Source organism: Nocardiopsis synnemataformans, assembly GCF_965343085.1.
Lineage (GTDB): Bacteria > Actinomycetota > Actinomycetes > Streptosporangiales > Streptosporangiaceae > Nocardiopsis > Nocardiopsis alborubida.
Map to the genome: position 1 here is coordinate 1 of NZ_CBDRFA010000027.1, position 23775 is coordinate 23775.

The window sequence follows — 23775 nt, forward strand, 5'->3', positions numbered from 1 at the left end:
AGGCCGACCGCTACCCATCGCAGCGTGAGGGCACTCAGGCGAACGTTTCCGGCCACGGCACTAGGCGCAAGCACACGATGTGTGTAGCCGCCGACCAGTGATGAAGTTAGGAACCGGACACAAGACTACATAGGGCCTCTTGGCCGAAACCGGACACCAAGAAACACTCGGTGACCGCCCGAAACTAGGCTTCCTGAGTAAAAAAATCTGATACCTATAGAGGCATGAGTAGCGCCAGCCATCCCGAGCGGGTCAACCGTGGTGGGCGTCCGCGCATCTACACCGACGAGACTCGTCCGCGGCAGTTCACGCTGTACGTAGACCGCGATCTTGCGAACGGCCTGGAAGCGATCCTGAAGAAGCACGGGGACAAGCTTCCCAAGTTCGTCGGGGAAGTCGCCAACGGTGCCCTGCGCGAGGCCCTAGAACGCCTTGCCGGCCCTGACACTCGTCCTGCTAGCAAGACGACCCATCAAGGAGCTGCTTAGAGATACGTGTGAGGCCCGGTCGGAGACCGGGCCTCGTCGGAAGATTATTGGGGACCGCATCGCCTGCCAAAGCCAGCGATCCCTGACCTAACAACACAACTTCACATGTGTGAACGGTTTGGGACCGTTCACTAGCACAGTCCGGTTTTGCCGACCGGCACTGCACCTAGGTAGTCCGTTTGCCGCGGACCACCTCACCTGCCGAAAAGCCGTCCCTCACCGGGCGGGGCCTTCGGCATGTTCGAGCAAACCCATTACCCGATGGAGCCCATCATACATGACGGCCCCGGGTCTGGCCCAGTATGCCCAAAAACCGAGCAGAAACGCGCTGTACAGCGGCGTACGCGCGTCCCGCGGCCGACCCTGTCCCTTGATCCAGCTGTCCGCGCTCAACAGGTATGGGAGGAGTTCACCCGCTGGCACACACCGCGCGGCCGCGTACGGTGCGACGTGCTCAACGAGGATGGCACGTGGGCGCACCGTTACGACGACGAAGTACCTGTCACCGCGCACCCGCCTCAGGCCCCGTTTGCGGTCTACCTCGCCAACGAACACGGCCAGTTCCAGTTCATCGTGTTCGATCTGGACACCAAGAGAGCTGAGAACGGCGCAGAACAGGTACGTCAGGACGCGACGTACCTTGCCAAGCAGCTGGATACTGCTGGACTCGCATACTTAGTGATCGCCTCAGGCTCTCCAAATGGACTCCACCTGTGGGTACCGGTCAACGATGCGCGCGCAGCCGGGGCCCCCGCATCCCTCGTGGCACGGATCGCATACGCGGCCGCCCACAAGTGCCCAACTGTCGACAAGAGCCCGCTACTCAACCCAAGGACAGGGTGTGTACGCCCTCCCGGCGCGCCACACCGCGCCGGCGGGTATTCCCAACTACTCACGCCCCATGATCCAGTTGTGGCCTCAGCCTACGCCGACGCGACCGCCAACACCCTAAAGCGCCTGGAGAAGCTCGCAGAGTTGCTCGGCCATGGGCTTAACCACGAGCATCCGGATACCACGGTTGATACAGACCGCATCGTCGATACCACAGCGGCACGGTTGGTCGGTCGGCCCCGCCCCATGCCAACAGCCATCGCAGAGCTACTGGCTCAGCCTCCCCAATCAGACGCCTCAGCACACCTGGCCCGGATCCTCACAGGGCTGGCCTTGGCCCGGTGGTCACTGGCAGAGGTCCTTCAGGAGTTCTGCACCCGCCCACACGCACCTGGCTGGGAACACATACGCACCCAAGCCACAGACTTCGGGCGTCGGCGCCGAAGCCCCGCCACCCAACGCGCCATACTCGAGCGACAGTGGCACCGCCAAGTTGCCTACGCTGCACGTCTACCGCGAAGGAAACGACATACCCAGGACACCCCACAGGTCCGAGCACTAGTTGAAACAGTGTGGAGCATCGAGCAGGTGAGCGCCACCATCGCCCCATTCGGGCACTGGTGGCGAACCCAATCCGGTGCCAGCGATCGCAGGGCCATCCACTATGTAGCTCAGATGGCCCTGGAGGGGCTCACGGACACCGTTGAGGTCGACGGTCGACGCCTAGCCGACGCAACCGGTATGGCACACTCCACCGCAGCTCGTGCACTTGCCCGCTTGGTGCTGGATGGCCGTCTCATCCTCGTCGAGGAGGGTGAAGGCCGCCGCGCTCACACTTACCGTCTACTCCCGTCTTTCGAATGGCCAGTGCAGCAGGTACGCGAGATGCCCACCACACAGGGTGGGACACAAGCGACCCCGCGCCTTGCGGATAGGTCCCTGGTGCCGTCTAGGGAGCAGTTGCTTGCTCGCATGCGGGAACGCTCCGAGCACGCTGCACACGACGTCTGGGCGTCTCTTCGTTCCGGGGGGTCCAGCGGTCTAGGTCGGCATGTTGAAATCACTGCTTTTGCTTTGAAGCAGGGACAACAACAGAACCACCCTTACGGCGTAGATTTTTTAGTTCAGCGGACTGGTTACTCCAGGAGAACTATCGTCTGTCACCTGCACATCCTCACGTCCTTCGGCCTCGTGTCCAAAGTCCAGACCGCTCGGCCTCCACGCATACACCCCGAGCTTTACCACCGTGTTGCTCGGATCCTGGGCGTAGCTGGCACACGAGCACGCCGTATGGCTGGCTACGAGGTTGAACGGCGTGTATGGGCTTGGTGGGTGAGCGAGGTTCAGAGACTGCGAGCCCCTCGAAAGGTGGTAGGGCAGCCGCCCACCAGATGGTCCAAGAAACCCTATCCCCGGACCAGAAACGGCCGTCCTGATCATGCTGCTGCCCGTAGTCAGGCCTTAACCACAGTATGAAGCGCTGGAGCACTGCTGCCTCAGCGCTTTGGAGTCCGCTACTGGCACCTCTGAGGACGTTGCCTAGGGGGCTAGCGGATGTCCGGGCGGGGTTCCGGCGCGTGGGAGGGATCATCCCGGACGTCCTATCCGCGCCGGGTTCCCGCCCGGTACGGGGGGTCCCGGGGGCGCGAGCCCCCGGGTACCACCAGTCGCTCACCGGTCGTCAGCCAGGGGAGTGCTCAGTTTTGTGTCCGGTCTGATCCAAACTGCAGCGGCGTACCTGGTTGTGCACCATCTCCGAGTTGCCCTACATGCAGGGCTTCTCTGTGCACTGTGGTCTGTGCTGAGTGGGAGCTCGGAGGAGTGTTGTGGGAGAGCTGCTCCTTCTGTTCTAAGAGGAAACCTGGGCGATTGGGCCTCTGACCTGCGCTTATGCGAAGAGTAACGTAGTGCTGACGCTACATTACTCAGCAGTAATGTAGTGCTGACACTGCTTAGCTCCCCCTGAAGAGGTAGGTCGGCCGAACGTAGCGCCAGCACTACGTTCAACACGCCAATGTGGTGCTGATGCCACACTTGAGTGCACTACTGGTGCACTATTTGGTCTAGAGTGGTCCTCACGGCCACTTCCGCCACCTACCTGGAATGAGGTCCGTGTGGGCAGACACGCACGCCGGGCTCGTCCCCCCGAAATCCCTGACACGTCCACCACCGATCACACAGTGCAACCGCTCAAGCTCGGCAGAGGCGACAGGGTCGTTGTCGAACGCAGACAGCGTCCCGCGAACTACGACTTCGTCGGCGGAGCCTTCCAACAGGTCAGCCGGAGTCTGTTCACGATCGTTAAGCACTTCGATCTTGGGCGTCGGGAGATTTTGATCCTGTTGCTCTTGGGCTTGGAGCAGGAGCATGGCACGGGTCAGGTCCGCATGACTCAGGGCCAGATGGCCCAAAAGCTAGAGATCCACCGCACGGACGTGTCGGCCCTCCTGAGTAACTTGCGCGACATCGGGCTGGTGATGCAGGTCAAACGGGGGGTCTATCAGTTGCATCCGCGTGTTTTTTTCGCTGGGTCTAGCGACCAGCAGGCCGAGGTGTTGGCGGATCTGCCCCCGGACGTGGTCGCTTTTGAGGTACCGATGGGCAGGCAGAAGGAGGCGTGATGGATCCCACTGAGGTCCTACTCGACGACGTAGTCGTCAACACCAACGCACTGGTCTTGAGGCACATCGCCTCTCTGGACCTGTCCGGGGTGGAACTGCGCATTCTCTTGTGGCTTATGTCTTCCATGAACGCCGATGGCACCGTCCTCGCCACACGCGAAGACATCGCCAGCCTCTTCGATGTCGGTGACACCTACGTCAGCAAGGTCACCACTAAGCTCAAGAATCATGGGCTGGCCTGGCGTGAAGATCACCAGCACATCCGGGTTAACCCTCACTTTGCGGGCCGCGGCTCACACGAGGCTTGGCTGCGCACAGCCGATGCGCTGCCTGCAGATGCACCCCAGATCATGGTCAAAAGCGACCTTCTCTCTACCACTCAGCCACAGTCCAGGCCGTCCAAACCTGCTCGGCGTAAGCGCCATCTACGTGTTGTCCGGCCCACATGAGGCGGTTCCCGGACAGGCTCTGCGGCTTGTGATGAGTTCGCAGGGCCTATCCGGGGTGCTTGAGCGGCAGACCTGCCACTTCGGGGAGTTGTGTGCTCGGTAGCCCAAATCACGGTGCTCGGTTTAACGCGTTGTCCACTCCGATCGGAGCCGTCACCTGAGTCGATTCCATCGGTGGCACCCGCTCAACACCAGTTCGGCTTCGGCCAGGGCCTCCATGGCGGCGTCGCACTCGTCCAGGCCGAACACGTCCAGGGCGTTGGCGTAGTGCAGGGCCGTCCACAGCGCCTGGGCCGGGACCAGCCACGTGTGGGCGTCGGGGTCCTGGCCGTGCAGGGCGTCGGCCAGCTCTTGGAGGGCGGCCGGGAGGGACGGTGGGGTGGGGTCGGTGCGGGCGAGGGTGTCCAGCAGGGCGCTCAGGTGGCGGGGGTCGACGGCGACGGTCTCGGCGAACACGTCGATTCTCTTTCGTTCAGGGGGTGGGGTCTCAGATGCTGATCATGAGCCGGTGGCCGGTGGGGAGCACGCCTTCGGCGCGGTAGCCCGACCACCCGTGAGGAGCCGGGACGGTCATCACCGCGTGCTCGGCCAGCACCGCCTCCAGGTCCCTCTCGTGCACCCGCACCAGCGTCCACAGCCCGGCGCCGTCCTCGGTCTCCTCCATCACGTCCAGCTCCCGCACGCTGGTGTCGAGCGCGGCCGCCCAGTCGAGAAGGTCGCGCAGGAGCGCGGCGTGCGCTGCGGTGGACGCATCCGGGTGGCGCAGCACCTTCCCGTCGGCGCCGAGCCCGGGCGCGGACATCACCTCCACGCGGATCCCGTCCACGGTGCCCTTGGTGCTCCGTCCATCGGCGAGGCCGAGCCGCTGGGCCGACCACCGGTGAGCGCGGGCGATGGCGTGCACCAGGGCGTGCTGGTCCTCGGTGGGCAGGTTCGTGGTCGGGCTGAGGGTCACCGGCGGCATGAGGCCGGCGCCCGGCGTCATGGCCACGGTCAGCGGCGGGAGGTGCCCGGCGACCTCCAGAACATGGGCGGCGGCGAGCAGGCGGGGCAGCGGGTGGGGGGTCACGGGCTCTCCGTCAGTTCGGTGTGGCGGCCGCCGGACAGCTCGGGCACGTGCTTGTACAGGGTTGACCTGCTGACGCCGAGCAGGCGGGCGATGGAGGCCACGCTGTTGTCGGGGCGCTCCAGGAGGTCGCGGGCGTGGCGGATCTGTTCCGGGGTCATCGCGGGGGCCGTCCCAGGCGTTTGCCCGCGGCGCGGGCGGCGTCCAGGCCCTCGCGGGTGCCTTCCACGATGAGTTCGCGGATGAACTCGGCCAGGGCGGGGACGACGAGGGTGTCACCGGGACGCAGGTAGGCCAGGCACGCTTTCAGCTCGGGGCGCTGGGCGTTCTTGCCGGACTTCTTGTCGGCGAAGGCCTTGGCGCACCCAGCGGCCGCCAGAGCGCGGAACTGGCGGTCGAGCTTCTGCTCGCGGGTGGAGACGCGGGCGTAGCCGATGAGCGCCCCGCTACTGGAGGTCGGCGCGGGGGCGAGGGGGTCGTCGGGGGGTGCGAGGGCAGTGTCCGTCCCCCAGGTGTACGAAGAACGGTGCCTTCGGAGTAGATGAACACCGGAAGTTTCCAACGCGGCGTGCGCCCCCGGTGATGCTGGAGCGGACCCGTTCGCGTTCAGGAGGCCGATGATGTCCGAGTCCGACGATCCTGGTCCGGTCGTCCGCCAGCTCGTCCATGCCGCGCAGGATCTGGAGATGGCCGCGGGCTTCGCTCAAGCCGGAGGCGGCGAGAACAGTGCGGCCTTCGCCTTGCTGGCGACCGCCGGGCCTGGATCGCGGAGTTGGAGCGCAGCCGCGCTGAGCGAGTGCACATCAGTCAGGTCTACACCGGCCTGGGCACGCTCACCGAGCTGGTCGCCCTGGTGGCCTCGGCCCCAGCGGGTATCGACCTGGGGCCCCAGGCGTGGAATCCCACCCCCGCCGAACAGCAGGAGTGGGAAGCGATCGAGCAGACGGTGTTCGACTTCTACGAGGCATTGGAGACGCTCAAAGAGCGGGCCGAGGAGGCAGCCGAGGCGCTGCGCTCCCGCGAGCCCTGAAACGCCTGACCGGTCGGGATCACCTGCTGGTGTGACCGTCCCCGCGGAGGTAGAGGGCAAAGCACACCCGTGGCCCCTCGGGCGGCTTGCCCTGGAGGATGTGGCGGGCCGCCACGATCTCCCACTCCCGCATCCCGTTCTTCAGGTGCGGGCCGTACAGGGCCCGCAGCGGCACGTCGTCGCCCACCCCAGCGAGCAGGGCACGCATCTGCCCGGCGGTCATCGGTTCCTCGGAGGGCTCGGTGTAGTCGTCGTCGACCAGGTCGGGGAACGCCTGGGCGCTCATGGCGGCCTGGGCGTTGCCGCACGGGGTGCAGAACAGCATCCCGCTGACCACGGGGGTGGTGCGGCAACCGATGCACACCGCGCCGCCGCACCCGTGGCAGATGAAGGAGTGCGAGTCGACGTCGGAGCTGACGCCGCGGGCGTCCTTGATGGCGACGCACCCGGTGCGGCAGCGGCGCACGCCGGTTCGGGCGTCCTGCGCGGCGACCTGATCCGGGGGGTCCTCGGCGGTGGGTTCGGGCGGGGTGCCCCAGGTGCGGGTCACTGGTCGAAGTCCTCCCACTCGGCGATGCGGCGCTCCAACGGCAGCACCGGACCCTCGTGCGGGAGCCCGCCCGGGTGCCCGCACGCGTTGCGGGCGCACTCGCCCCGGCAGGCGGCGAGCTGGCCGCCGTTGTAGTGGCCGACCACCACCTGGGTCTGGGCATCGGTGGTGCGCAGGTCCGCCTCGCAGCTCACACACTCCAGGGTGAAGAGCACCTCGTCGCTGAAGCGCCGGCGCCTGGTCGGTTTGCCGGAGCTGAGCGCCTCGTCGGTGTAGTGCTGGGACATGGGTTCCTTCGCGTGTAGGGGTCCGGTCCGCCCGTCAGGCGGCCAGGTCCAGGACGGTGAAGTCGATCTCGGCCAGGGCGGCCTCGAAGGCCTCCGGTTCGATCCCGAGTTCGTCGGTGGCGTAGGCGCCGAACCGGCGGATGTGGGCGCGCAGGTAGGGGGAGAGCCCGGCCAGGTCCTCGGCGGTGATGGTCCACCCCTCGGCGACCAGGGTGCGCACCACGTCGGCGATGTCCAGGGCATTGTGGAAGATGACCAGGTTGGCCCACAGGGTGTTGAGCTTGATGAGCTTCTCCTGCTGGTCAGCACGCCCGACCGAAGGGCCCACCAGGCAGGAGATCCCGTGACGACCGCAGCTGGGGATCGTAAACCTATCGCGCACGAAGTTCTCGATAACCCCTTCTCAACAGGGCTTTCTCGTTACCGTTTCAACCGATGAAGGATTCCTTCGGTTGATGTAAGCGATGGAGAGTGAGAACGGATGAGCCGAGACGCACCCGCGCCGGAGGCGCGGGCCTACACCTGGTGGACGGGCTGTCCCTGTTGCGCCCCGAGAAGCAGGTCTTCGAGGCGATGGTGGAGGGCTGGTGCAACTAGCGGTTCGCCCGCAACCTCGCCTTCTCCACCATCGATGGCCGCCAGAAGGCGGCGAAGGCGTTCACCCGCCATGCCGATACCTTCCCCTGGACCTGGTCGGCTCAGAGGCTCGACGAATGGCTCGGCGACCTGCGGGCCCTGCGCAACCTGAACCGCTCCATCCTGCGCGGCTACTCCGAAGCCGTCCGCTCGTTCTGCGCCTACCTGACCGACCCCGCCTACGGCTGGCCCACCGAGTGCGAGATGCGGTTCGGCACCCACCCGATCCAGATCGCCCACGAGTGGAACACCGCCGTCCACCTGCAAGAAAACGAGTCCGACCCGGCCAAGCGCGCCTTCACCCACGCCGAGCTGGTGACGTTCTTCGACCACGCCGACGACCAGGTCGACCGCATCCCCGGCCACGGCCGCAAAGGGTGGCTGCCCGCCTTCCGCGACGCCACCCTGTTCAAGACCGCCTACGCCTTCGGCCTGCGCTGCAACGAGACCCGCATGCTCGACCTGGTCGACTTCTCCCGCAACCCCCACGCCCCGGCCTTCGGTGACTTCGGCGTCTGCCAGGTGCGCCACGGCAAGGCCAAGAAGGGCTCCCCGCCCAAACGCCGCAGCGTCCTGACCGTCAGCCCCCGCCATGGAACCGGCGGGATGGACCGGATCGCGGACGTCCTTCAGCAGGGGACCCATGAGGTCCGCCCGGCCTTACGCCGCCTCGCCCGCGCGCTACACCTGCGTCTCCTCCGACTTTCGCATCCGCACCCTGCTCAAGGCCCTGGACCAGACAGACCACCCGCGCCGCCCTCAACGGCATTGGGAAGATCTGCTGCGCCGGGCGGCCGAGGACGAGGAGTTGGACCTGCTGGACCAGGGTGGTCGTGGTGCTGGCGCTGCTTTTCGCCCAACCCTTCAGCCGGATCTGTCAGCTGACCCTGGACGACCTGGTCGAGGAGGATGGGCGGCTCAGCATCCGGTTCGGTGACCCGCCGACCCCGGTCCCCGAACCGTTCGCCGAGCTGCTTCGGGCCTTCGCAGCCCGACGACCGAACCTGACCACTGCGACCAACCCCGGGGCGCGCTGGCTCTTCCCCGGGCGCCGGGCCGGCCAGCCGATGGACACCAGCACGCTCGCTGGCCGGATGCGCAAGAACGGGCTGCCAACCTTCCACGGCCGCACCGCGGCCATCCGCCAACTCGTGCTCCAAGCCCCGGCACCGGTCATCGCCCGGATGCTCGGTTACTACCCCGAACACATCACCGCGCTGGCAGCCGAGGCGGGAAGCCCCTGGTCCCACTACGCCCCCGACGGCTACGCAGAGTGACTACATGGGGCGGGCAGAGACGGATACCGACTACTCGATCACCGGCCTCCACCAGAATCGGCCCCCTAGTAGTCCAGGTGGCAGGCGGGGCCCGGTCGTAGGTTGGCCTCTCAAATCACGGTGCGCAAGAACCGCAACAGCGTGCCCCGGGCGACCAGCTGCATGTGCACCACCGCGGAACGCTTCGAACGGCATAGGGCGGAGAGCGCATCCACACCGGCAAGCCGGTTGGCCGTGCCCAGGTAGGTTCCCTGCGGGGCTCCGGCCTTCTTTAGGTTCCGACACCAGTGCCTCGCCGCTGGGCCGGTGAATGGGTCACCGTCCGCGTCTCCGTCTCGAGCGTATGGGCGAGCCAGACCAAGAGGGCGACGGCGCTCGCCGAGGATGACCGTGGCGAAACGGTCTGCGAAGGGGACAAGCTCGCCGGCCAAGTCATCGGCAAGGCCAACCAGAGGATGCTGCGGTCTCCCAGCCCGTGTTTTTCCAGAGCTCGTTTCGGAGGAGCCTGCCGTGGGGCGGGGACGTAATTTTCAGAAGCCTGTGGCACGTCAGTTGTCTCCCTCGGACCGTCGCGGTGCGACCTCAGCCGCCGGGAGCTGAGAGGCGAAGGCTTCCCAGCCGGTGTAGCGGGCTAATCCCAGCGTCTGGCGACCGCGTTCGAGCAGGCTCCCGGAGGGCTCGGTGGCCTGGGTCTCAAATTCTAAGGGTCAGCCGGGGCATAGCGGGCTCCTAGCAGTTCCTGGTCAAGGGCAGCTTGCCTGGTCCACGACTTAGGCCACTATGTGATGCTGGCTGGGCCCGCTCATCTCCTCGGCGGAGGCGGTTGTCTCGCACGGGAGACACTCCGGTGTGGCTCTCCTGCGGGATACAGGGCTGTTCGTGCAGTGAGGGCCGTGTGCTGTTCAGGCGGGCATGTGCACCACCCGCTAGTTGAGATGTGGTCTTCTGGAAGGCGTGCCCGCCCCACTAGGGATGGGGCGGGCACGACGTGCGGGCTAGAGGTCGCTATCGACCTCTTCAGGGTAAATGCAGTAACCCTGTTCGTCCCAGCTGTCCTGGGGGCCGTAGTAGAGGTTGATCGTCTGCTGGTCATCAGAGGGGGGTTCGTCGGGCACACCCTCGTCCCCAACGATGTCGTCCCAGAGGTCGCCTACGTATCGGGCCAAGTACTCCTGGGCCTTTGCCTCCTTGGTCCACAGAGAGACAACATCGTCGTCGCGGTCCCAACGGCGCAGCACCCACACGGTGCACGGTGTCTCATCAATCTCTGTGGCCACAGCTTGGCCGCTCGTCGAGGTCATTCAACTCCTCCTATTTCTGATACTCCATAATATCAGAAGTACCTTAGCGCGCCTGAATCTGATACTTCGACTGCCCGGTACGATCAGGAAGCCGAACTTCTGATATCAGGGAGCCCTGGCCAGATGCCGCCACGCCAACACCTGCCCATCCGCTATGAGGCCGTCTTCAACGCCTACGTCGCCGCCCTGGACCAGGCACCACTGGACGAGCACACCCGCCGCGCCTACGCCTCCCGAGTGCGGGGTTTCCTAGCCTGGCTAGAGGACACCGCCTCGGATGGGGGTGACCCTTTCACCGAGACGCACGGGCGCGACTTCGCGGCCCGCAACTACCGAGCCCACCTCAAGACCGTGCTCAAACGTACCCCGGCCACTGCCAACGCCCACCTGGTCGCTCTGGACCACTTCTTCACCTACCTGGGGTTGGGTCCGGCCAGCGCCGACCGCGATGAGCCCGAACACACCACGCCGCGGGTGCTAGCTCCGCACGAGCAGAAACGGTTCCTGCGCGCGGTAGAAAAACGCCGCTTGGGCCGCGACCGGGCCATCGGGTGCCTGCTGTTCTACTCTGGATTGAGCGTGAGCGAGTTGGTCGCCTTGGACGTCGACGACGTGTTGCTTTCAGCATGCAAAGGCAAAGTGATTGTGCGCCCGGGCAAGAACGACGGTGCTCGCACTGTCCCGTTGATTAACGCCTCGGCGCGCGAGGCAGTGGCCGCCTGGAAACGCGAGCGGACCGACTGGCCCGGGGCCGAGTCCGGCGCGCTGTTTTTGAACCGACGGGGTGGCCGGTTGAGTGACCGGGCGGTGAACCTGCTCCTGGAAGAGATCGCCCTTGACGCTCAGGTGGTTGACGGTCACGGTCATTCGGCGATCTCAGCTCACGTGCTGCGGCACACCTTCGGCGCCAACCTGGCCCGCAGCGGCAAGGTCGACCTGGCCGTCATCAGCCAGCTGATGGGCCACAAACGGCTAGAAACCACCCGCCGCTACACCCTGCCCACGCAGACGGACCTCGAAGCCGCCGTCGCCCACTTGCCTGCCGATAAGTGAGGAGCTTTCACGTTCACTGCCGTCTTCGTGCTCGCGCTGACTGCCACGCTCGTCAGCAGCAACGGAGACAGTCAAGACGTCATCGACCCGAGGCTAAGGGCTGGACGCCGGAAGCGTCGATGTCCGCTACGCCTGCCACCCACTTGAAACCGCTTCATTGCCGTCTTCCACTCTGATGAACTGCTCGGGTGGAAAGAGCGCTCCATCCATGGCGTTTCTAGCTCCCATCGCCTTCCTTTCCGCGGTCGTCGGAATTTCGCCAGATATCTGAGACGCCTCGACCGTCTCCGTTACCGCTGACGAGCGTGGCAGTCAGCGCGAGCACGAAGACGTCAATGAACATGAATAAGGGCGGTTTCATGCGATCTTCGTACCGATCATGACCCATTGGGAGACGCCGGGTTGACGTCTAGATGGAGCACTCCGTGCAGTCTCTGTCTCTGGAGTTAGGACTCCCAAAAACCGGCAGTGCCTCGACTCCAATGCAGCGATCGCTTGGTTGAGTTTGCCCCATACCTCCGGTGCAGTCAAAAGCTACATCAACGCACCGAGTTCGATCCTTCCGAAGGTCGATGACCGGAAGGAAAAGCGCGTCGACTGAGAATTTAAGCTGCCGAGGTGCGTCGGGCCTGGAGGGGCGGGGTGTTGGCGAACCACTCCCAAAGCCGTTCGAGGAAGGCTTGCTCCTCCTCGGTGAGCGGGATCGTTGTCTGTATTTTCTGCAGGTTGCTGTTAGCTTTGACGAGTTTTGCGTCCTCCCGCTCTACGAGGGCCTCGATGGTGTCGATGCTTTGGGAGGAACATACCGCATCGTCATAGTCCACTCTCGTTTTAGCGCCACCAGAATCGTGCAGTCCATCGGTGCACAAGGAGTGCGACGTCGAGTTCTCCGCGAAACGCGGGAACAGGGCAATTCATGGGATTTTGCTCTTCTCAACCTGCGAGCTGTATCACCCGACTGACTAGCGCGCCGATGACCCGGCACTAATCAGGATCGGCGCCTCAGCAGCATCAAGTTTTTGAATGGGAACACTGGAACGGCGAACGCGGTTCCAAAACACACATGACGTAAATGAGACTCATGAACGAGAACAGTGACAGCTTTGACCTGCACAAACATCTGGTGTCTGGAGGGGAGGTAAGGATCACCTGGGTGTGGGGCGCTCCCGGCCACGTGATCAATGCAAGCTGGGACGCCGTCGTTGAAGGCGAGCCATCCGGCTACTACGCAATCGCCTACGACGCCTCCGGGGAGGAAGTTGCTTTCGGTGAATCCCTAGACCAAGAAGCGGAGGCCCCCACCCCCCGACGGGCGATGGAACGCCTTCGATGCCCCTATCGTAAGCTCGAGGAACCACTCGATCCCGACGGTCCCCCCTTCTGAATTAGACCCTTCCAGGGGGAACCCGCTGGGAGGGATACCTCACCGCCCTACCCTGGACGCCATCTCCGGAGGGTCCCGAGCCAACAGCTAGTGTGCTGATTTATTAGTTCGTTTCGGGATGCGTTGGCAGTACACCGCGATGCTCTGGAGGATCTCCTCGGCCGTTTTGGTCCACACATACGGCCGGGGAGCCTCGTTCCACGCAGCGGACCAGTCACGGATGTCCTTCTCCAAAGCCTGGATGTTGCGGCGGGTCCCCCGGCGGATCAGCTTGGTGGTGATCTCGGCGAACCACCGCTCGACCAGGTTCAACCACGAGGAACCGGTCGGGGCGAAGTGCAGGTGAAACCGGGGGTGGCGCACCAGCCACCGACGGATCTCGGCCGTCTGGTGGGTGGCGTAGTTGTCCAGGACCAAGTGCACGTCCAACTCGGCGGGCACCTGCTTGTCGATCTTGGCCAGGAACTTCTTGAACCGTGTCTGCGAAGAGGACCGGCTCCCCTGGTCCTTCCTGGCTCACACCGGGCTGGAAATCCACCCTCCGACCCCACACAACTGACGAAAAACTCAGTAAGCCCTGCCCATCGATGACACCGCGAAGGCGGAGCAGAACCCTCCACAACACAGGTACCTCAGCAGCCGCTCGTCACCGCCGCCGAGTGCATCGACGAGATCGAGCAGGCCCTGGTCGACACCCGAGTAGTCCGCGCCGACCACGGTGGACGCTGGACCCCGCGCGACTGGACTGACCATGAGCACGCTGGTTGTCCCCGACGCGGAGGTCGCCCTGCTCATCCGTCAGGGGTGACGACCCCAACACCGCACTCCCCGCGAACGACCCGGCTGCTCACCAGCGGCCGGGTCGTTCGCGTCTTCTACCCAGAACAGGACGCCCCCGTGACCAGGACGACAGCCGCAGTCCACCGCCGAGAGATCATCGGGCTACTACGTGCCAACGCCGGGCCCCGCCGCCTCCCTGTGGTCTTCGAGGACTTCGTCGAAATGGCCGCGCTGACTTTGCGCAACGCCGTCGAGATCCGCGGGCGCGGCGAGCGGGAGGCGCGGTACCTGGCCATCGCTGACTGCTACTCGAGCGAGGAGCTGGACCGCTTCGCCCACGCCCTGGCACTGACCACGCTGACGATGGAGGCCAAGCCCAGCGACGTCGTCCTCGGACGCCTCTACATGGAGCTCGAGCTCGGCAACGACCGCTTGGGCCAGGTCTACACACCGAGCGACGTCGCCCGGCTCGCGGCCGCGATGACCATCGGCGACGTCGTCGACCAGGTGGCCACCCACGGGTTCGCCGAGCTCTACGAGCCCGCCTGCGGGGCTGGAGCGTTCATCGTCGCCGTGACCGAAGAGATGGGCGCGCACGGGCTCAACCATCAGACCCAGTTGCACGTCACGGCCGAAGACCTCTCCCTGCAGGCCGTCCACATGATCTACATCCACCTGGCGTTGCTTGGCGTCCCGGCGATCATCCGCCACCAGGACACCCTCACACGCGAGGTCTTCAGTACCTGGCCGACCCCCGCCCACCTCCTCGGCGGATGGGGCCCGCGACTGCAACACCGGTCCGACCTCAATGCCAGCGCGGACACCGACCCGACATCGCCGACAGAGGAAGAGAAATGATGAAGAGCATCACTCTCACACGATCGCAGCTTGAGAAGTGGGCCGGCCGCCCGCTCAGCGGTGACGAACTCGACCGACTCGCTTCAGCGATCGTGAATTCGTCGATACCCGACGCCATCAACGAGATCGTTGCAGGGTTCGACGACAGTGAAGATTCTGATGAGCGTGGTTGAGATGTGACGGGCCCGCCTAACGGCGGGCACGGGCCAGAGTCGATGGGATCGAGGCGCAGGGCGTTCCGATCCCATCGACTCCCGTTCGAGCGCATCCCAGCGAAAAACCCGCGCCCCAGTCGCGGGATTGGCCGTTTCCTGTGGCCATCGCTGAAAGACCTGATGATCAGCCCAATGATTTTCTGAAGGGGCATCTGCCATGCCTGGACCCATCTGCCTGAACTGCCTCGACCACCCCGGGTGGGCCGCCGACGCCCCCAGAGCCCGCGAGGAGCCCACTGACCGCTGCCGGGCCTGCCTCGGCTCCGGCCGCGACCAGCGATGCCCGCCGGTGCCGGAGGGCTTCTGGGCCCAGGTCGACCATCAGCTCGCTCGCATCCGCGACCAGAGGGTATCCACCTTCGACCAGGTCCGCGCGGTGCTCCTTGACGAGTGCTACGGCGCCGTCATCGCCGAGGTCAACCGCAACTTCGTCCGCCGCTTCTCCATCGACCAGGCGTTCTTCGCCGGATCCGGGGGTGAGGAATCGTTGATAGAGGCCCTCAGTGAAGCTGGCTGGAAGATGACCGCGGTCGAGGCCTCCTACCACTACGTGATGGCCCACCCCGGCACCGGCGAAATGCTCACGTATATCGAAGGGGATCTCGAGCGCGGCGGCGCCATGCTCCGCGGTTGATCAACCCATAAAGCGCCAGGGATGCAATACATCGACACGGCGTTGTTCCACTGTCTCTTTGACCGCGCCCCGACCCTTTCGCTCACTCCACGAAGGAAGCAGCTGTGTCTCTCCACATCGAGACCGTCCAAAACCCCAACGTTTCGAAGACCACCGAAGACACGTTCGCCGAGGAGACCGGCGGCCAGTACGAAGGCGAAGGTGACGACGAGATCCTCGTCCTCCGCTACGACGAGGCCGTGACGATCGAGGGCGACCTTGAGCAGTTCGCCCGCAACGTCTGGGCCGCCGTCTTCGGCCAGCAGCCGAACCCGTCCAAGGGGCATCTGCCCCTCGATCCCGCCGAACCGCATCCCTGCCCGGTCGAGTACAGCGTGACCTGGGCCATCGAGCAGGAGGGCATGTCGCCGATCGAGGCCGCGATCGCTGTCTGGCGGGAGTTCTTTCGCGGCGGGCCGCTCCAGCCCAGCGCCAACGAGAGCTGCGTGTTCACCGTCGTCGACGGTGACCGCCGGGTCGACATCGACCTCAGCGATGAGCGCTTCGCACCCTACTTCGACTGAATCACCCCCATCGACCCCTGTTCACCCCGGCCGCTGTCCGGCTGGACGAGCACACCCAGGCCCCGTGGTGACCCCACCCGCACGCCGAAGGAAGGAGGGCCCCGTCATGGACCTGTACTTCGTGCACATCCCCGCCACCGATACCGGGCCCGACCAAGCCCATCAACTGCTCGCACTGGCCTGCGACGAACAAGGCCGCCCCGGGGCGGGGGTGGTGATGACGATGACCGCGGCGGTCGCCCGCCGGATCACCGAGAAGCAGATCGGTGCCATCCGCTGGCACCAGGTCGGGGAAGCCAGCGAGATCTACGTGACCCCACGGATGCGCCGCCAGGGGGTGGCGACCGCGCTATGGAACACAGCCCGCAACCTGCACATCATGACCACCGGGCGCCCTCTACGGATCTCGGGGCGCCGCACAGTCCTGGGGGACCTGCTGGCCCAGCGGGTGTGCGACCCGCCACCGCCCCTGGACGAACTCGTCCTACCCATGACCCCCCGCGCAGAGGCCGAGGGCGCCGAGCAGCACCAGCTGGTGCCCGACGACATCGACGCGGCCCTGGACCGGTACCGCTACCTGGGCGTACCCGTGCGCCTGCTGCGCGCCTACTGCGCACCCACCGCCGAACAGGCCTGGATCCAGCGCTCCCGCGCCCGACGCCGATAAATCGGCCGCCTCTTCCCTGCCGCCCCGCACCCCCAAGGAGGACCATGCTTTCCGAGCCTTTGCCCCACAGCCAGATGCGTATGCCCGAACCCGTGCCGTGGGTCAGGGAAGTCGTCCACCAGGCCCCCGGCGCCCCGGGGAAGGGCTTCACCGCCTTCGTCAACCGTGACAGCCAGGTGCTGTGCACCATCACCGACTACGGTGGCGGCCCGCTCCGCATCACCCACGCCCCAGCCGGGGCCGAGGTCGTGCGCGCCTACATCCGCGAGTGCCGCACCACGCATGGCCAGGCGCCCACCGAAGCCGAATGGTGCGAGGCGCTCGTGTACGAGTACGACTGCGAGGAGCACATCGAGTGCCTGGCTGGGAATGAGCACGCCGTACGCTGGTACGACGCCGACGGTGACCGCCACCTCGACAGCGTCATCGCGCCCGCGACGGCCAGCGACTACCGGATCATGCGGGCCGCCCGAACGGACCTGAGCGACGGGGTCCGCCGCGCCGAAGTGTGGCTGTGCCACAGCTGGGTGAGCGTCTACGACGCCGACCAACCCCCACCGAACGTGGACGGGGGAGTCGTCCTGCCGCACACCGGCCTCAACCTGCCCACCGACCAGGTGAGCCTGGCTGATGTGCAGCGCGTGGAACTGCGTCACACCACGGCGGCCAAGGCCGACGTGTACCTGGGCCAGACGCTGGTCGGCACCGCCGAACAGAACCCGTGCAACGAGTGCGAACACGGCGACGACGCCGGCACCGTCCTGTACCGGGCCCCCGGCTTCGCGCTGAAGGACGAATGGGACCAGGTGATCGCGCTCAGCCGGGACCGGTACGACATCCCCGTGAACGAGAACGCACTGGCGTGGCTGTTGCTGGAGGAGCACGCCTACGAGGCTGCGATCGCCCGCTGTGACGCCAACCCCGGCATGTGGTTGCACCGCCTCCACGACAGCGGCGGTCGGCGCCGCCGGTACGTGCACACCGACACCGGTCTGGCTGATGCCGAGGCGGCTCTGGAACGTGCCCCGCACCTGCGTCGCCCCGTCCAGGCGGTGCGTGCCGAACTGTGGACGGGCCCCAACCGCGGCTGGGTGACCTACTACGACGCCACCCGAGACTGACCCTTCCACCCCGCCGGGGCCGCCCGATCGGGCGGCGAACCTCTGGCCACAGACAGCACCCATCAACGAGTTGTTCGTTCTCTACCGCCGCATGGCCCATCCCACGGCCCGCACGCGCTTGGCCGCCGATTTCGACGAGACCGAGAAGCTTATCGACGAGCACGGCGACCAGGCCAACATCGACGACTCGGTCAAAACGAAGGCCGAGCAGCCCTGACCTGACCTCCTTCATAGACAAGGCTTCTTACCATGACCGCACCCTCCGACACCGTCGTCCGCGCGACGATGCTCCGACTCGCACACCTCGACAGGCACGGGATCATCAGCCAGGCGCTGGCCCGCACTGGCAGTTTCGACGCGCTGGCGAGGCTGCTGACCGTCGACGATCCGTCGACGGCCCTGGCGCACCTTTCAGATGTGGAGGGCAAGCAGGCCGTCGAGAAGCTGCGACACACGTTCGTTTCGATGGGGCGCTGGGAAGTCGGCGCTGCCGACCTCGAGACCATGACTAGGCACGACGCCCGCCTCATCGCCTCCGACTCGCCCGAGTACCCAGCACGGCTGAAGGACCTCGGCGCAGATGCGCCGATCGCGCTGTGGATGACCGGCTTTGGTCGTCTTGCCGAGGCCGTCGAGAAATCCGTTGCGGTCACCGGCTCTCGCGCCTCGACCGCATACGGTGATCACGTGGCCGAAGAGTTGGCGCACGGTCTCGTCCGCTCGGATACCGCCGTGGTCTCCTCGACCAGCTTCGGCATCGATACCGCTGCGATGCGCGGAGCGCTGATGGCCACTGACTCCGGCGGTGAGCTGCCGCGCGCCCTCGCCGTCCTGCCCCAGGGCCTCGACATCGTCTACCCTCAGGGCAACGCTTCGCTACAGCATCAGATCTCTCGCAGAGGGATGCTCGTGACCGAAGCCGCGCCCGGCACCCGCCCGACGCGCACGATGTTCCTCCGCCGCTTCCGGATCCTCGCCGCCCTGTCGGAGGCCTCGATGATCGTCGAGGCCGGTCGGCGCTCGGGTGCCTTGAACGTGGCCGCGCAGGCGCACGAACTCGGCCGTGTCGTCGGTGCTGTGCCCGGTCCCACGACCTCGGCAGCGTCAGCAGGCACGCATTTGTTGATCAAGCAGCGCACCGCCATGCTGGTAACCGATGCCGACGATGCCCTGGCGGCGATCGATCGATGATCATATATGGCCATTGAATAAAGAGACAATGGAGAGTATAGGAACCCACGATGCCTTCCTCGATCCGCCAAAGGGAGGGCGAATCCGCGGTCACCGGCCTTCCGATGAGATCCCGTTTTGCGCGGGTCAGCGTTTTATGGCGGGGCCAGGCGTAGTGCGCCGGCCCCGCCGACGTGGTTCAGGTATTGGTCCTACCGGTCTTTACCATCGCTTCCCCCTACTTATTGGACGGGTGCTGACGCGTCAGCAGAAGCCCCAGGGGTCGGATGTGGGACTCGCCGCCGCCTAGTGTGAACACGGGACGTCACCGACGGAGGGCCCGCTGCTGAACCGTCGTCTGTCGATGTAGACGGGAAATCTCCGGGAGAGGAAGGCAGCGCGGACGCCGCTACCTGGACCACACGAAGACGCTGGTCGCAGCCACGCCGACCAGGGCGCCGACGACAACTTGGGCCGGAGCGTGGTGATCGAGCCGGATCCGGGACCAAGCCACCATCGCAGCGAGTGGCTAAGCGATCCCAGCCCCAATGGCGCCATAGAGTTCATCTCATTTGGGCTCTCGACAGCCTGCTCCTGTGTCGATGGTGGAACGGCTGGTGCCGGACGAGCCGTGGGAACTGTTCCAGCGGGTGGTGCCCGAGGCGCCCACCCGCCCCCAGGGCGGTGGACGGCGCAGACACGGCGACCGTCAGGTACTGGCCGCGATCATCTTCGTGGCCACCAGCGGTTGCACCTGGCCCAAGTCCCGCCCACGTTCGTCCCCTCCGGTGCCACCGCGCACCGCCGCTTAGCCGAGTGGTCCCAGCCCGAGTTTGGGCCAAGCTCCACCGGCTCGTGTTGGACGAGCCCGGTTCCCCCGGTGAGCTGGACTGGTCGCGGTGCGCGATCGACTCGGTGAACATGCGGGCCCTCAAAGGGGGGACCTGACGGGTCCGAATCCTGTCGATCGGGGCAAGAAGGGGTCGAAGATCCACCAGGTCACCGACCGACAGGGTTTGCCCCTGTCTATGGCGATCTCGGGGGCCAATACCCATGACAGCCAGGCGCTGCAACCCCTGGTGGAGGGGATCCCGCGATCCGCTCTCGCCGTGGCCCTCGGCGGCGCAGACCGGCCAAGCTGCACGGTGACAAGGGCTACGACTACGCCCACCTGCGCCGCTGGCTCCGCTGGCGGGGGATCGTCCACCGTCTGGCCCGCCGGGCGTGGAGTCTTCGCAACGGTTGGGCAGGCACCGGTGGCAGGTCGAGCGCACCATGGCCTGGCTGGCCGGATGCCGCCGCCTGCACCGCGGCTACCGGCCGACCACTTCCTGGCCTTCGCTGGCATCGCCTGCACACTGATCTGCTACCGCCGACTTACCAAATGAGGTGAGCTCTCAGTGGGGGTGTCGGGTTTGACTCGCGGGAGCATACCGCCATGCTCACACGACCGAGCTTTCCTTGCCCACACAACTAAAGAAAAACTCAGTAGCCATCCGGTGCACAGCAGTGCGGGTCAGGCGGTGCGCAACCGGACCAGAGTCCACAGGGCTGCGGGAGTCCCCTGGGGGATGGTGGGAGATCCTTCAGTTCTAGCCGGGAGTAGACCCGGCCCGAGATGAGGATTGGGTGAGCAACTCGTACGGATAGCGTCTTTAAAACCTCACGTCCCTACGAGAACGCCTCACCTATGGCGACTACCTGGTCGCACGGGTGTCAGATGTATTAGACCCACCCCATGCGTCGGCCGCTCTCCGAAGCAGCCGATCTGCACGGGATATGTCCCCCGACTCCCCCACTGCGGTGATGCGCAGTGTGGATGCTATTGCTGAACGAGGATAATGCGCAACTTCACTCTTCACTTCCAAAATATCCAACCGTACACCATCACAGTGGCTGCCTCTACCTTTGCCGAGGCCCGCAGAAAAGCCGATGAGCAACTAGACACGGCCTGCGAGCGGTACGCCGACGATGAAGCCCGCCGCGTGCTCGCCCATCACACCTGCATGGACGACCCTAAACAGGGAGAGACCCCAGTCACTCGGTACGTCCTAGAGTTCACTGAGGAGCGATCCACTCGTATCACGATCGAAGCCGCAGACCCTGACGAAGCTGAATCTGAGGTCCGCGAGTACTGGGATTCCTATGCTGCCGAAGCCGAGCCCAGTGGGGGGTTCGTGCTGAGACTGGACAGCGTTGAGCCCGAAGCGGTGTGGAAGCAAAGGCAGCCTGACTTCGACCAGGCGCCGTTCTGATACTCCTGCGGCCGACGCATACAGCGCGTCGGCCGCAGTGATCCACTGTTACATCACGACCACCTCTGGGCCGTTTGCCTAGGTCTGCTTCAGTCATGACAACCACTGCGCAGACAGGATCGTATATGTAATGCGCCTTCCATCTAGGGGGTGAGACGTCTGTGGCCGTCGCTGGCGAGAGGTGAGCATCCAACGGTGAGCTTGGCAAAAGGGTGACCGGACGCGAGCTTGCGTGCCTTCTTCGGTCTGGACGCGACCTGACTCTGGCGGAGGCGGACTCATGTCTTTGTGCCTGGTCACCCGGCACGCGGTGATACCTCAGTCCTGTGTCCGCTCATCCATCTTTTTCTTCGCCAAAGGCATCCACGGAACAAGAAAGGTCCCTCGAGGCCAGCCTGCAACCATACTTCGACACCATCCCTTCACATCAGCAAGTACTATGCCTCCGAGGACGCCAAAGCCAAAATGACAAGAACCAGCCACCGCCGATCAGGAGGCTACCCCCGTGCCGACCACTGACCCCACAGGGCACCTGAGGGAGAACCAGATCGTTCTCATCCGGGGCAACATCGTCTTCTCCCGCATTGCCAGTCAGTTGGAGCACCGCAAGCGTGGACAGAGCCATATCAAGACTCGCCCGTATCGCATCATCAGCCTCGTCGATGCCCGCATAATTCCCGCTAACGAGAAAAATCTAACCATCGAAGAGAGGTATGTGGAAAGCAAAATATTCACTTACAAGAAGGGCAAAAACACGGGACGCCGCGGGTACTCAATCGAAGACACATCGGAGCTGCCTCCCCATGTCTTCGAGCCCAAGAAAAATAATCCTGAACGCATTCGCAAGGTTGCACTCGAAGGCGAACTAGCTAACGGGCTTGATGTAACCATCGTACTGCGCACTTACCATTCAGGCCGAACCAAAAGTAAGAGCATCGGTATCTCTCAGGTAGTGCTGCACGAGCCCGTCCGATATTGCATCGATGCTCTCAAGATAGCCGGTGTTATCCTCGGAAATAAGGACGAGCAAAACACGAAAGGAGTAGGCCCTGATCGGGAGCGTCGTGTTCAAGGGAGCCACGTAACCGGTCAGGTTTCGCCGAAAATGGGCGCGCCTTCGCACCTTTTCGACCCGGTCGCCACGTTCCCCGCGTTCTATCGTAATCCGGTGATCCAGCTGCTGGCGCCTCAGGCCCGCTGGACCGTCTCCAGCTACGACAAAACACCACTCAACATGCTGGAGCTGATGCGCACTGGTCGCCTATGGGGGGCACACGAAGTTTCCGCAGAATGCCTGGTGACCTTGGAAGAGCTGACCCGTATGTTGCCCGATGCAGCTAATGCCGCATTTCACGTCGATGCCCAGAGCGACGGCATCGTGGTCTTGGATGTGGAGAAAACTTGCCCGCCAGAACTCGCCGCAGAGATGCTGAAGTTGCCCGCGCTCTACATCGAGCGTTCCATGAGTGGTCTGGGCTACCACCTGATCCTCCCCCTGCCCCAGAGCTTCTGGGACTTCCCCGTTGCAGCCGCCAAGCGCGTACTGAAAGGTGCGGGCGGCCACTTCGAGGTGCTCCAACACCACTGGGTGACGTTTACCCGCCACGTAGAGCCCACTCACGAGCAGAACGGCGTACACACCGCCAAACAGGTCCAGGCATGGGAGGAACTCTGGGCGCAGTTAGCCCAGGCCGCAGCGGAAACGCCGATGGCCGAGTTTAACGTCGGCGCGAAAGAACCCGAAATCCCCCAGAAGGAAGCGGCACTCGCCTACATGGTCGCTCAACCTCACGCCAAGACCCTGGGTGACTTCAACCATGACGCCTCACGGTTCGAGTTTTCGGTACTCAACGCGCTGTACCGCCACATGCGCACATACTTGGCAAATGAGCGGAACGTCAACCCGTCCTCATCTTGGGATGAGAACCAGATGGTTTGGCTCCTGTATAGAGCCGCGCAGCGAGCGCTGCCGCACCGCTCCAAGCACGACACTCTGCGTAACGGGCGCCCATACTTGTTCAATCAAGCTCAGCGCTACCTGGAGCTGAGTCTGGCTCGCGAAGCGGGCGCTATGGTCTCGCACCGCGTGAGACCTCGCTGAGGTGCTCATCGCTCGAAGTCTAACGAGTTGGTGTGTGATAGCGGGTGAGGCATGGTGGGCCCGTCCGCGGTGCTGGTCAGGTGTTCGCGGTGGAGTCGCAGACCAGCCCGGCGATGGCCCGGTAGGTGGTTGGAAGGTTCTCCCGCCGATGAGTCCAACGCCCCTGTTGCTTCTCGCGCTTGTGGTCGGCCAGGGCGTGCTCGACAGTGATGCGATCTGCCGGATGGGCGTGGAGGTGGTGTTTCCACCGTTCGTGGAACTCGGGTAGGGCACTCTTGTTCGGTGTGCGTGGTGGAGTGAAGGCCTTCCCCGGGTAGTCGCGTCGCAGGCCGAGGCAGCCGTCGTCGAGCAGCACCTCCGCGTCGGGGACATGGCTGAAGCAGGGGTCGATGCCCCTGGTGCGCACCGCGGTGGCGTCGTACGTCCGCCCGGGGCGCG

Annotated in this window: 31 protein-coding genes and 3 pseudogenes; 21 read left to right on the forward strand and 13 right to left on the reverse strand. The window is 64.8% G+C overall.

Features of this window, described 5'->3' with window-relative positions; all coding sequences use genetic code 11:
- The first annotated feature begins 224 nt into the window (after positions 1 to 224).
- From ACSIH6_RS16940 to ACSIH6_RS16955, 4 genes are all read left to right on the forward strand, one after another.
- Complete coding sequence (locus ACSIH6_RS16940) at positions 225 to 488, forward strand: hypothetical protein (protein ID WP_435109271.1); 264 nt, start codon at positions 225 to 227, stop codon at positions 486 to 488.
- A gap of 261 nt (positions 489 to 749) precedes the next feature.
- Positions 750 to 2795, forward strand: a complete 2046-nt coding sequence (ligD, locus tag ACSIH6_RS16945) for a non-homologous end-joining DNA ligase LigD (RefSeq protein ID WP_435109344.1) — start codon at positions 750 to 752, stop codon at positions 2793 to 2795.
- Between the two features lie 704 nt (positions 2796 to 3499).
- The gene (locus ACSIH6_RS16950) at positions 3500 to 3940 is read left to right on the forward strand and encodes a replication/maintenance protein RepL (protein ID WP_435109272.1); all 441 of its coding nucleotides are present in this window, start codon (positions 3500 to 3502) and stop codon (positions 3938 to 3940) included.
- Positions 3940 to 4389: a hypothetical protein gene (locus ACSIH6_RS16955; protein WP_435109273.1), complete on the forward strand. Its 450-nt coding sequence runs from the start codon at positions 3940 to 3942 to the stop codon at positions 4387 to 4389. Before ACSIH6_RS16950 ends, ACSIH6_RS16955 begins: the two co-directional genes overlap by 1 nt.
- Before the next feature lie 153 nt (positions 4390 to 4542).
- On the opposite strand, the gene ACSIH6_RS16960 is transcribed toward ACSIH6_RS16955, so the two are convergent.
- Genes ACSIH6_RS16960 through ACSIH6_RS16975 form a run of 4 tightly spaced genes read right to left on the reverse strand, consistent with a single transcriptional unit; the run spans position 4543 to position 6017 of the window.
- Positions 4543 to 4845 (reverse strand): hypothetical protein, encoded by a 303-nt coding sequence (locus ACSIH6_RS16960; RefSeq protein ID WP_435109274.1) that lies wholly within the window; start codon positions 4843 to 4845, stop codon positions 4543 to 4545.
- A gap of 31 nt (positions 4846 to 4876) precedes the next feature.
- A complete protein-coding gene (locus ACSIH6_RS16965) occupies positions 4877 to 5458 on the reverse strand; it encodes a hypothetical protein (RefSeq protein WP_435109275.1) in 582 nt (193 codons plus the stop codon).
- On the reverse strand, positions 5455 to 5616 hold the full coding sequence (locus ACSIH6_RS16970) for a helix-turn-helix domain-containing protein (RefSeq protein ID WP_435109276.1): 162 nt from the start codon (positions 5614 to 5616) through the stop codon (positions 5455 to 5457). The genes ACSIH6_RS16965 and ACSIH6_RS16970 overlap by 4 nt, the downstream gene beginning before the upstream one ends.
- Complete coding sequence (locus ACSIH6_RS16975) at positions 5613 to 6017, reverse strand: recombinase family protein (RefSeq protein ID WP_435109277.1); 405 nt, start codon at positions 6015 to 6017, stop codon at positions 5613 to 5615. The genes ACSIH6_RS16970 and ACSIH6_RS16975 overlap by 4 nt, the downstream gene beginning before the upstream one ends.
- 234 nt (positions 6018 to 6251) lie before the next feature.
- On the opposite strand from ACSIH6_RS16975, the gene ACSIH6_RS16980 reads away from it, so the two are divergent.
- Positions 6252 to 6485: a hypothetical protein gene (locus ACSIH6_RS16980; RefSeq protein ID WP_435109278.1), complete on the forward strand. Its 234-nt coding sequence runs from the start codon at positions 6252 to 6254 to the stop codon at positions 6483 to 6485.
- Positions 6486 to 6504: 19 nt separating this feature from the next.
- Here the strand turns inward: ACSIH6_RS16980 and ACSIH6_RS16985 are convergent, their stop codons facing one another.
- The 3 genes and pseudogenes from ACSIH6_RS16985 to ACSIH6_RS16995 form a co-directional block, all read right to left on the reverse strand.
- Positions 6505 to 7035, reverse strand: coding sequence for a hypothetical protein (locus ACSIH6_RS16985; RefSeq protein WP_435109279.1), 531 nt, complete (start codon positions 7033 to 7035; stop codon positions 6505 to 6507).
- Entirely contained in the window at positions 7032 to 7322 is a 291-nt protein-coding gene (locus ACSIH6_RS16990; protein ID WP_435109280.1) for a hypothetical protein, read from the reverse strand. The genes ACSIH6_RS16985 and ACSIH6_RS16990 overlap by 4 nt, the downstream gene beginning before the upstream one ends.
- Positions 7323 to 7356: 34 nt before the next feature.
- Positions 7357 to 7623, reverse strand: a pseudogene (locus ACSIH6_RS16995) (Tn3 family transposase); the annotation flags it as partial.
- 170 nt (positions 7624 to 7793) lie between these two features.
- Between ACSIH6_RS16995 and ACSIH6_RS17000 the strand changes: the two are divergent.
- The 3 genes from ACSIH6_RS17000 (at position 7794) to ACSIH6_RS17010 (ending at position 9235) form a co-directional block, all read left to right on the forward strand.
- On the forward strand, positions 7794 to 7919 hold the full coding sequence (locus ACSIH6_RS17000; protein WP_435109281.1) for a hypothetical protein: 126 nt from the start codon (positions 7794 to 7796) through the stop codon (positions 7917 to 7919).
- 243 nt (positions 7920 to 8162) lie between these two features.
- Positions 8163 to 8843, forward strand: coding sequence for a site-specific integrase (locus tag ACSIH6_RS17005; protein WP_435109282.1), 681 nt, complete (start codon positions 8163 to 8165; stop codon positions 8841 to 8843).
- On the forward strand, positions 8795 to 9235 hold the full coding sequence (locus tag ACSIH6_RS17010; protein ID WP_435109283.1) for a site-specific integrase: 441 nt from the start codon (positions 8795 to 8797) through the stop codon (positions 9233 to 9235). The genes ACSIH6_RS17005 and ACSIH6_RS17010 overlap by 49 nt, the downstream gene beginning before the upstream one ends.
- A 995-nt stretch (positions 9236 to 10230) precedes the next feature.
- On the opposite strand, the gene ACSIH6_RS17015 is transcribed toward ACSIH6_RS17010, so the two are convergent.
- Entirely contained in the window at positions 10231 to 10536 is a 306-nt protein-coding gene (locus tag ACSIH6_RS17015; RefSeq protein ID WP_435109284.1) for a hypothetical protein, read from the reverse strand.
- A gap of 123 nt (positions 10537 to 10659) precedes the next feature.
- Here ACSIH6_RS17015 and ACSIH6_RS17020 point away from each other — a divergent pair, with 123 nt between their 5' ends.
- Positions 10660 to 11589, forward strand: coding sequence for a tyrosine-type recombinase/integrase (locus ACSIH6_RS17020; RefSeq protein WP_435109285.1), 930 nt, complete (start codon positions 10660 to 10662; stop codon positions 11587 to 11589).
- Positions 11590 to 12194: 605 nt separating this feature from the next.
- Here ACSIH6_RS17020 and ACSIH6_RS17025 read toward each other — a convergent pair.
- Positions 12195 to 12413, reverse strand: a complete 219-nt coding sequence (locus ACSIH6_RS17025; RefSeq protein ID WP_435109286.1) for a hypothetical protein — start codon at positions 12411 to 12413, stop codon at positions 12195 to 12197.
- Between the two features lie 257 nt (positions 12414 to 12670).
- Here ACSIH6_RS17025 and ACSIH6_RS17030 point away from each other — a divergent pair, with 257 nt between their 5' ends.
- Complete coding sequence (locus ACSIH6_RS17030; protein WP_435109287.1) at positions 12671 to 12973, forward strand: hypothetical protein; 303 nt, start codon at positions 12671 to 12673, stop codon at positions 12971 to 12973.
- 87 nt (positions 12974 to 13060) lie between these two features.
- On the opposite strand, the pseudogene ACSIH6_RS17035 reads toward ACSIH6_RS17030, so the two are convergent.
- Together ACSIH6_RS17035 and ACSIH6_RS17040 are read right to left on the reverse strand one after the other, a co-directional pair.
- Positions 13061 to 13453, reverse strand: a pseudogene (locus tag ACSIH6_RS17035) (transposase); the annotation flags it as partial.
- 87 nt (positions 13454 to 13540) lie between these two features.
- Positions 13541 to 13768, reverse strand: a complete 228-nt coding sequence (locus tag ACSIH6_RS17040; protein WP_435109288.1) for a hypothetical protein — start codon at positions 13766 to 13768, stop codon at positions 13541 to 13543.
- Between the two features lie 102 nt (positions 13769 to 13870).
- On the opposite strand from ACSIH6_RS17040, the gene ACSIH6_RS17045 reads away from it, so the two are divergent.
- From ACSIH6_RS17045 to ACSIH6_RS17080, 8 genes are all read left to right on the forward strand, one after another.
- The gene (locus ACSIH6_RS17045) at positions 13871 to 14611 is read left to right on the forward strand and encodes an N-6 DNA methylase (protein WP_435109289.1); all 741 of its coding nucleotides are present in this window, start codon (positions 13871 to 13873) and stop codon (positions 14609 to 14611) included.
- Complete coding sequence (locus tag ACSIH6_RS17050; RefSeq protein WP_435109290.1) at positions 14608 to 14784, forward strand: hypothetical protein; 177 nt, start codon at positions 14608 to 14610, stop codon at positions 14782 to 14784. Before ACSIH6_RS17045 ends, ACSIH6_RS17050 begins: the two co-directional genes overlap by 4 nt.
- Before the next feature lie 199 nt (positions 14785 to 14983).
- A complete protein-coding gene (locus ACSIH6_RS17055; RefSeq protein WP_435109291.1) occupies positions 14984 to 15460 on the forward strand; it encodes a hypothetical protein in 477 nt (158 codons plus the stop codon).
- A gap of 104 nt (positions 15461 to 15564) precedes the next feature.
- Positions 15565 to 16023 (forward strand): hypothetical protein, encoded by a 459-nt coding sequence (locus ACSIH6_RS17060; protein WP_435109292.1) that lies wholly within the window; start codon positions 15565 to 15567, stop codon positions 16021 to 16023.
- Positions 16024 to 16129: 106 nt separating this feature from the next.
- Positions 16130 to 16690, forward strand: coding sequence for a GNAT family N-acetyltransferase (locus tag ACSIH6_RS17065; protein ID WP_435109293.1), 561 nt, complete (start codon positions 16130 to 16132; stop codon positions 16688 to 16690).
- A gap of 80 nt (positions 16691 to 16770) precedes the next feature.
- Positions 16771 to 17811, forward strand: a complete 1041-nt coding sequence (locus ACSIH6_RS17070; RefSeq protein WP_435109294.1) for a hypothetical protein — start codon at positions 16771 to 16773, stop codon at positions 17809 to 17811.
- Between the two features lie 70 nt (positions 17812 to 17881).
- Positions 17882 to 18028: a hypothetical protein gene (locus ACSIH6_RS17075; protein ID WP_435109295.1), complete on the forward strand. Its 147-nt coding sequence runs from the start codon at positions 17882 to 17884 to the stop codon at positions 18026 to 18028.
- Between the two features lie 32 nt (positions 18029 to 18060).
- Positions 18061 to 19002, forward strand: coding sequence for a DNA-processing protein DprA (locus ACSIH6_RS17080; protein ID WP_435109296.1), 942 nt, complete (start codon positions 18061 to 18063; stop codon positions 19000 to 19002).
- Positions 19003 to 19390: 388 nt separating this feature from the next.
- On the opposite strand, the gene ACSIH6_RS17085 is transcribed toward ACSIH6_RS17080, so the two are convergent.
- Positions 19391 to 19498, reverse strand: coding sequence for a hypothetical protein (locus tag ACSIH6_RS17085; RefSeq protein ID WP_435109297.1), 108 nt, complete (start codon positions 19496 to 19498; stop codon positions 19391 to 19393).
- A gap of 85 nt (positions 19499 to 19583) precedes the next feature.
- Here ACSIH6_RS17085 and ACSIH6_RS17090 point away from each other — a divergent pair.
- The 3 genes and pseudogenes from ACSIH6_RS17090 (at position 19584) to ACSIH6_RS17100 (ending at position 23337) form a co-directional block, all read left to right on the forward strand.
- Positions 19584 to 20369 (forward strand): annotated as a pseudogene (locus tag ACSIH6_RS17090) (IS5 family transposase).
- 453 nt (positions 20370 to 20822) lie between these two features.
- The gene (locus ACSIH6_RS17095) at positions 20823 to 21236 is read left to right on the forward strand and encodes a hypothetical protein (protein ID WP_435109298.1); all 414 of its coding nucleotides are present in this window, start codon (positions 20823 to 20825) and stop codon (positions 21234 to 21236) included.
- Between the two features lie 505 nt (positions 21237 to 21741).
- Positions 21742 to 23337, forward strand: a complete 1596-nt coding sequence (locus ACSIH6_RS17100) for a hypothetical protein (protein ID WP_435109299.1) — start codon at positions 21742 to 21744, stop codon at positions 23335 to 23337.
- A 76-nt stretch (positions 23338 to 23413) separates the two neighbouring features.
- Here the strand turns inward: ACSIH6_RS17100 and ACSIH6_RS17105 are convergent, their stop codons facing one another.
- Complete coding sequence (locus ACSIH6_RS17105) at positions 23414 to 23743, reverse strand: hypothetical protein (RefSeq protein ID WP_435109300.1); 330 nt, start codon at positions 23741 to 23743, stop codon at positions 23414 to 23416.
- Positions 23744 to 23775 lie beyond the last annotated feature (32 nt).

Coding starts and splice junctions, on each gene's coding strand:
- ACSIH6_RS16940 (WP_435109271.1), top strand. CDS start 225: ATGAGTAGCGCCAGCCATCCCGAGCGGGTCAACCGTGGTGGGCGTCCG.
- ligD (WP_435109344.1), top strand. CDS start 750: ATGGAGCCCATCATACATGACGGCCCCGGGTCTGGCCCAGTATGCCCA.
- ACSIH6_RS16955 (WP_435109273.1), top strand. CDS start 3,940: ATGGATCCCACTGAGGTCCTACTCGACGACGTAGTCGTCAACACCAAC.
- ACSIH6_RS16970 (WP_435109276.1), bottom strand. CDS start 5,616: ATGACCCCGGAACAGATCCGCCACGCCCGCGACCTCCTGGAGCGCCCC.
- ACSIH6_RS16990 (WP_435109280.1), bottom strand. CDS start 7,322: ATGTCCCAGCACTACACCGACGAGGCGCTCAGCTCCGGCAAACCGACC.
- ACSIH6_RS17005 (WP_435109282.1), top strand. CDS start 8,163: ATGCGGTTCGGCACCCACCCGATCCAGATCGCCCACGAGTGGAACACC.
- ACSIH6_RS17015 (WP_435109284.1), bottom strand. CDS start 10,536: ATGACCTCGACGAGCGGCCAAGCTGTGGCCACAGAGATTGATGAGACA.
- ACSIH6_RS17020 (WP_435109285.1), top strand. CDS start 10,660: ATGCCGCCACGCCAACACCTGCCCATCCGCTATGAGGCCGTCTTCAAC.
- ACSIH6_RS17030 (WP_435109287.1), top strand. CDS start 12,671: ATGAACGAGAACAGTGACAGCTTTGACCTGCACAAACATCTGGTGTCT.
- ACSIH6_RS17040 (WP_435109288.1), bottom strand. CDS start 13,768: ATGAGCAGGGCGACCTCCGCGTCGGGGACAACCAGCGTGCTCATGGTC.
- ACSIH6_RS17050 (WP_435109290.1), top strand. CDS start 14,608: ATGATGAAGAGCATCACTCTCACACGATCGCAGCTTGAGAAGTGGGCC.
- ACSIH6_RS17055 (WP_435109291.1), top strand. CDS start 14,984: ATGCCTGGACCCATCTGCCTGAACTGCCTCGACCACCCCGGGTGGGCC.
- ACSIH6_RS17065 (WP_435109293.1), top strand. CDS start 16,130: ATGGACCTGTACTTCGTGCACATCCCCGCCACCGATACCGGGCCCGAC.
- ACSIH6_RS17070 (WP_435109294.1), top strand. CDS start 16,771: ATGCCCGAACCCGTGCCGTGGGTCAGGGAAGTCGTCCACCAGGCCCCC.
- ACSIH6_RS17080 (WP_435109296.1), top strand. CDS start 18,061: ATGACCGCACCCTCCGACACCGTCGTCCGCGCGACGATGCTCCGACTC.
- ACSIH6_RS17085 (WP_435109297.1), bottom strand. CDS start 19,498: ATGGTGGCTTGGTCCCGGATCCGGCTCGATCACCACGCTCCGGCCCAA.
- ACSIH6_RS17095 (WP_435109298.1), top strand. CDS start 20,823: ATGCGCAACTTCACTCTTCACTTCCAAAATATCCAACCGTACACCATC.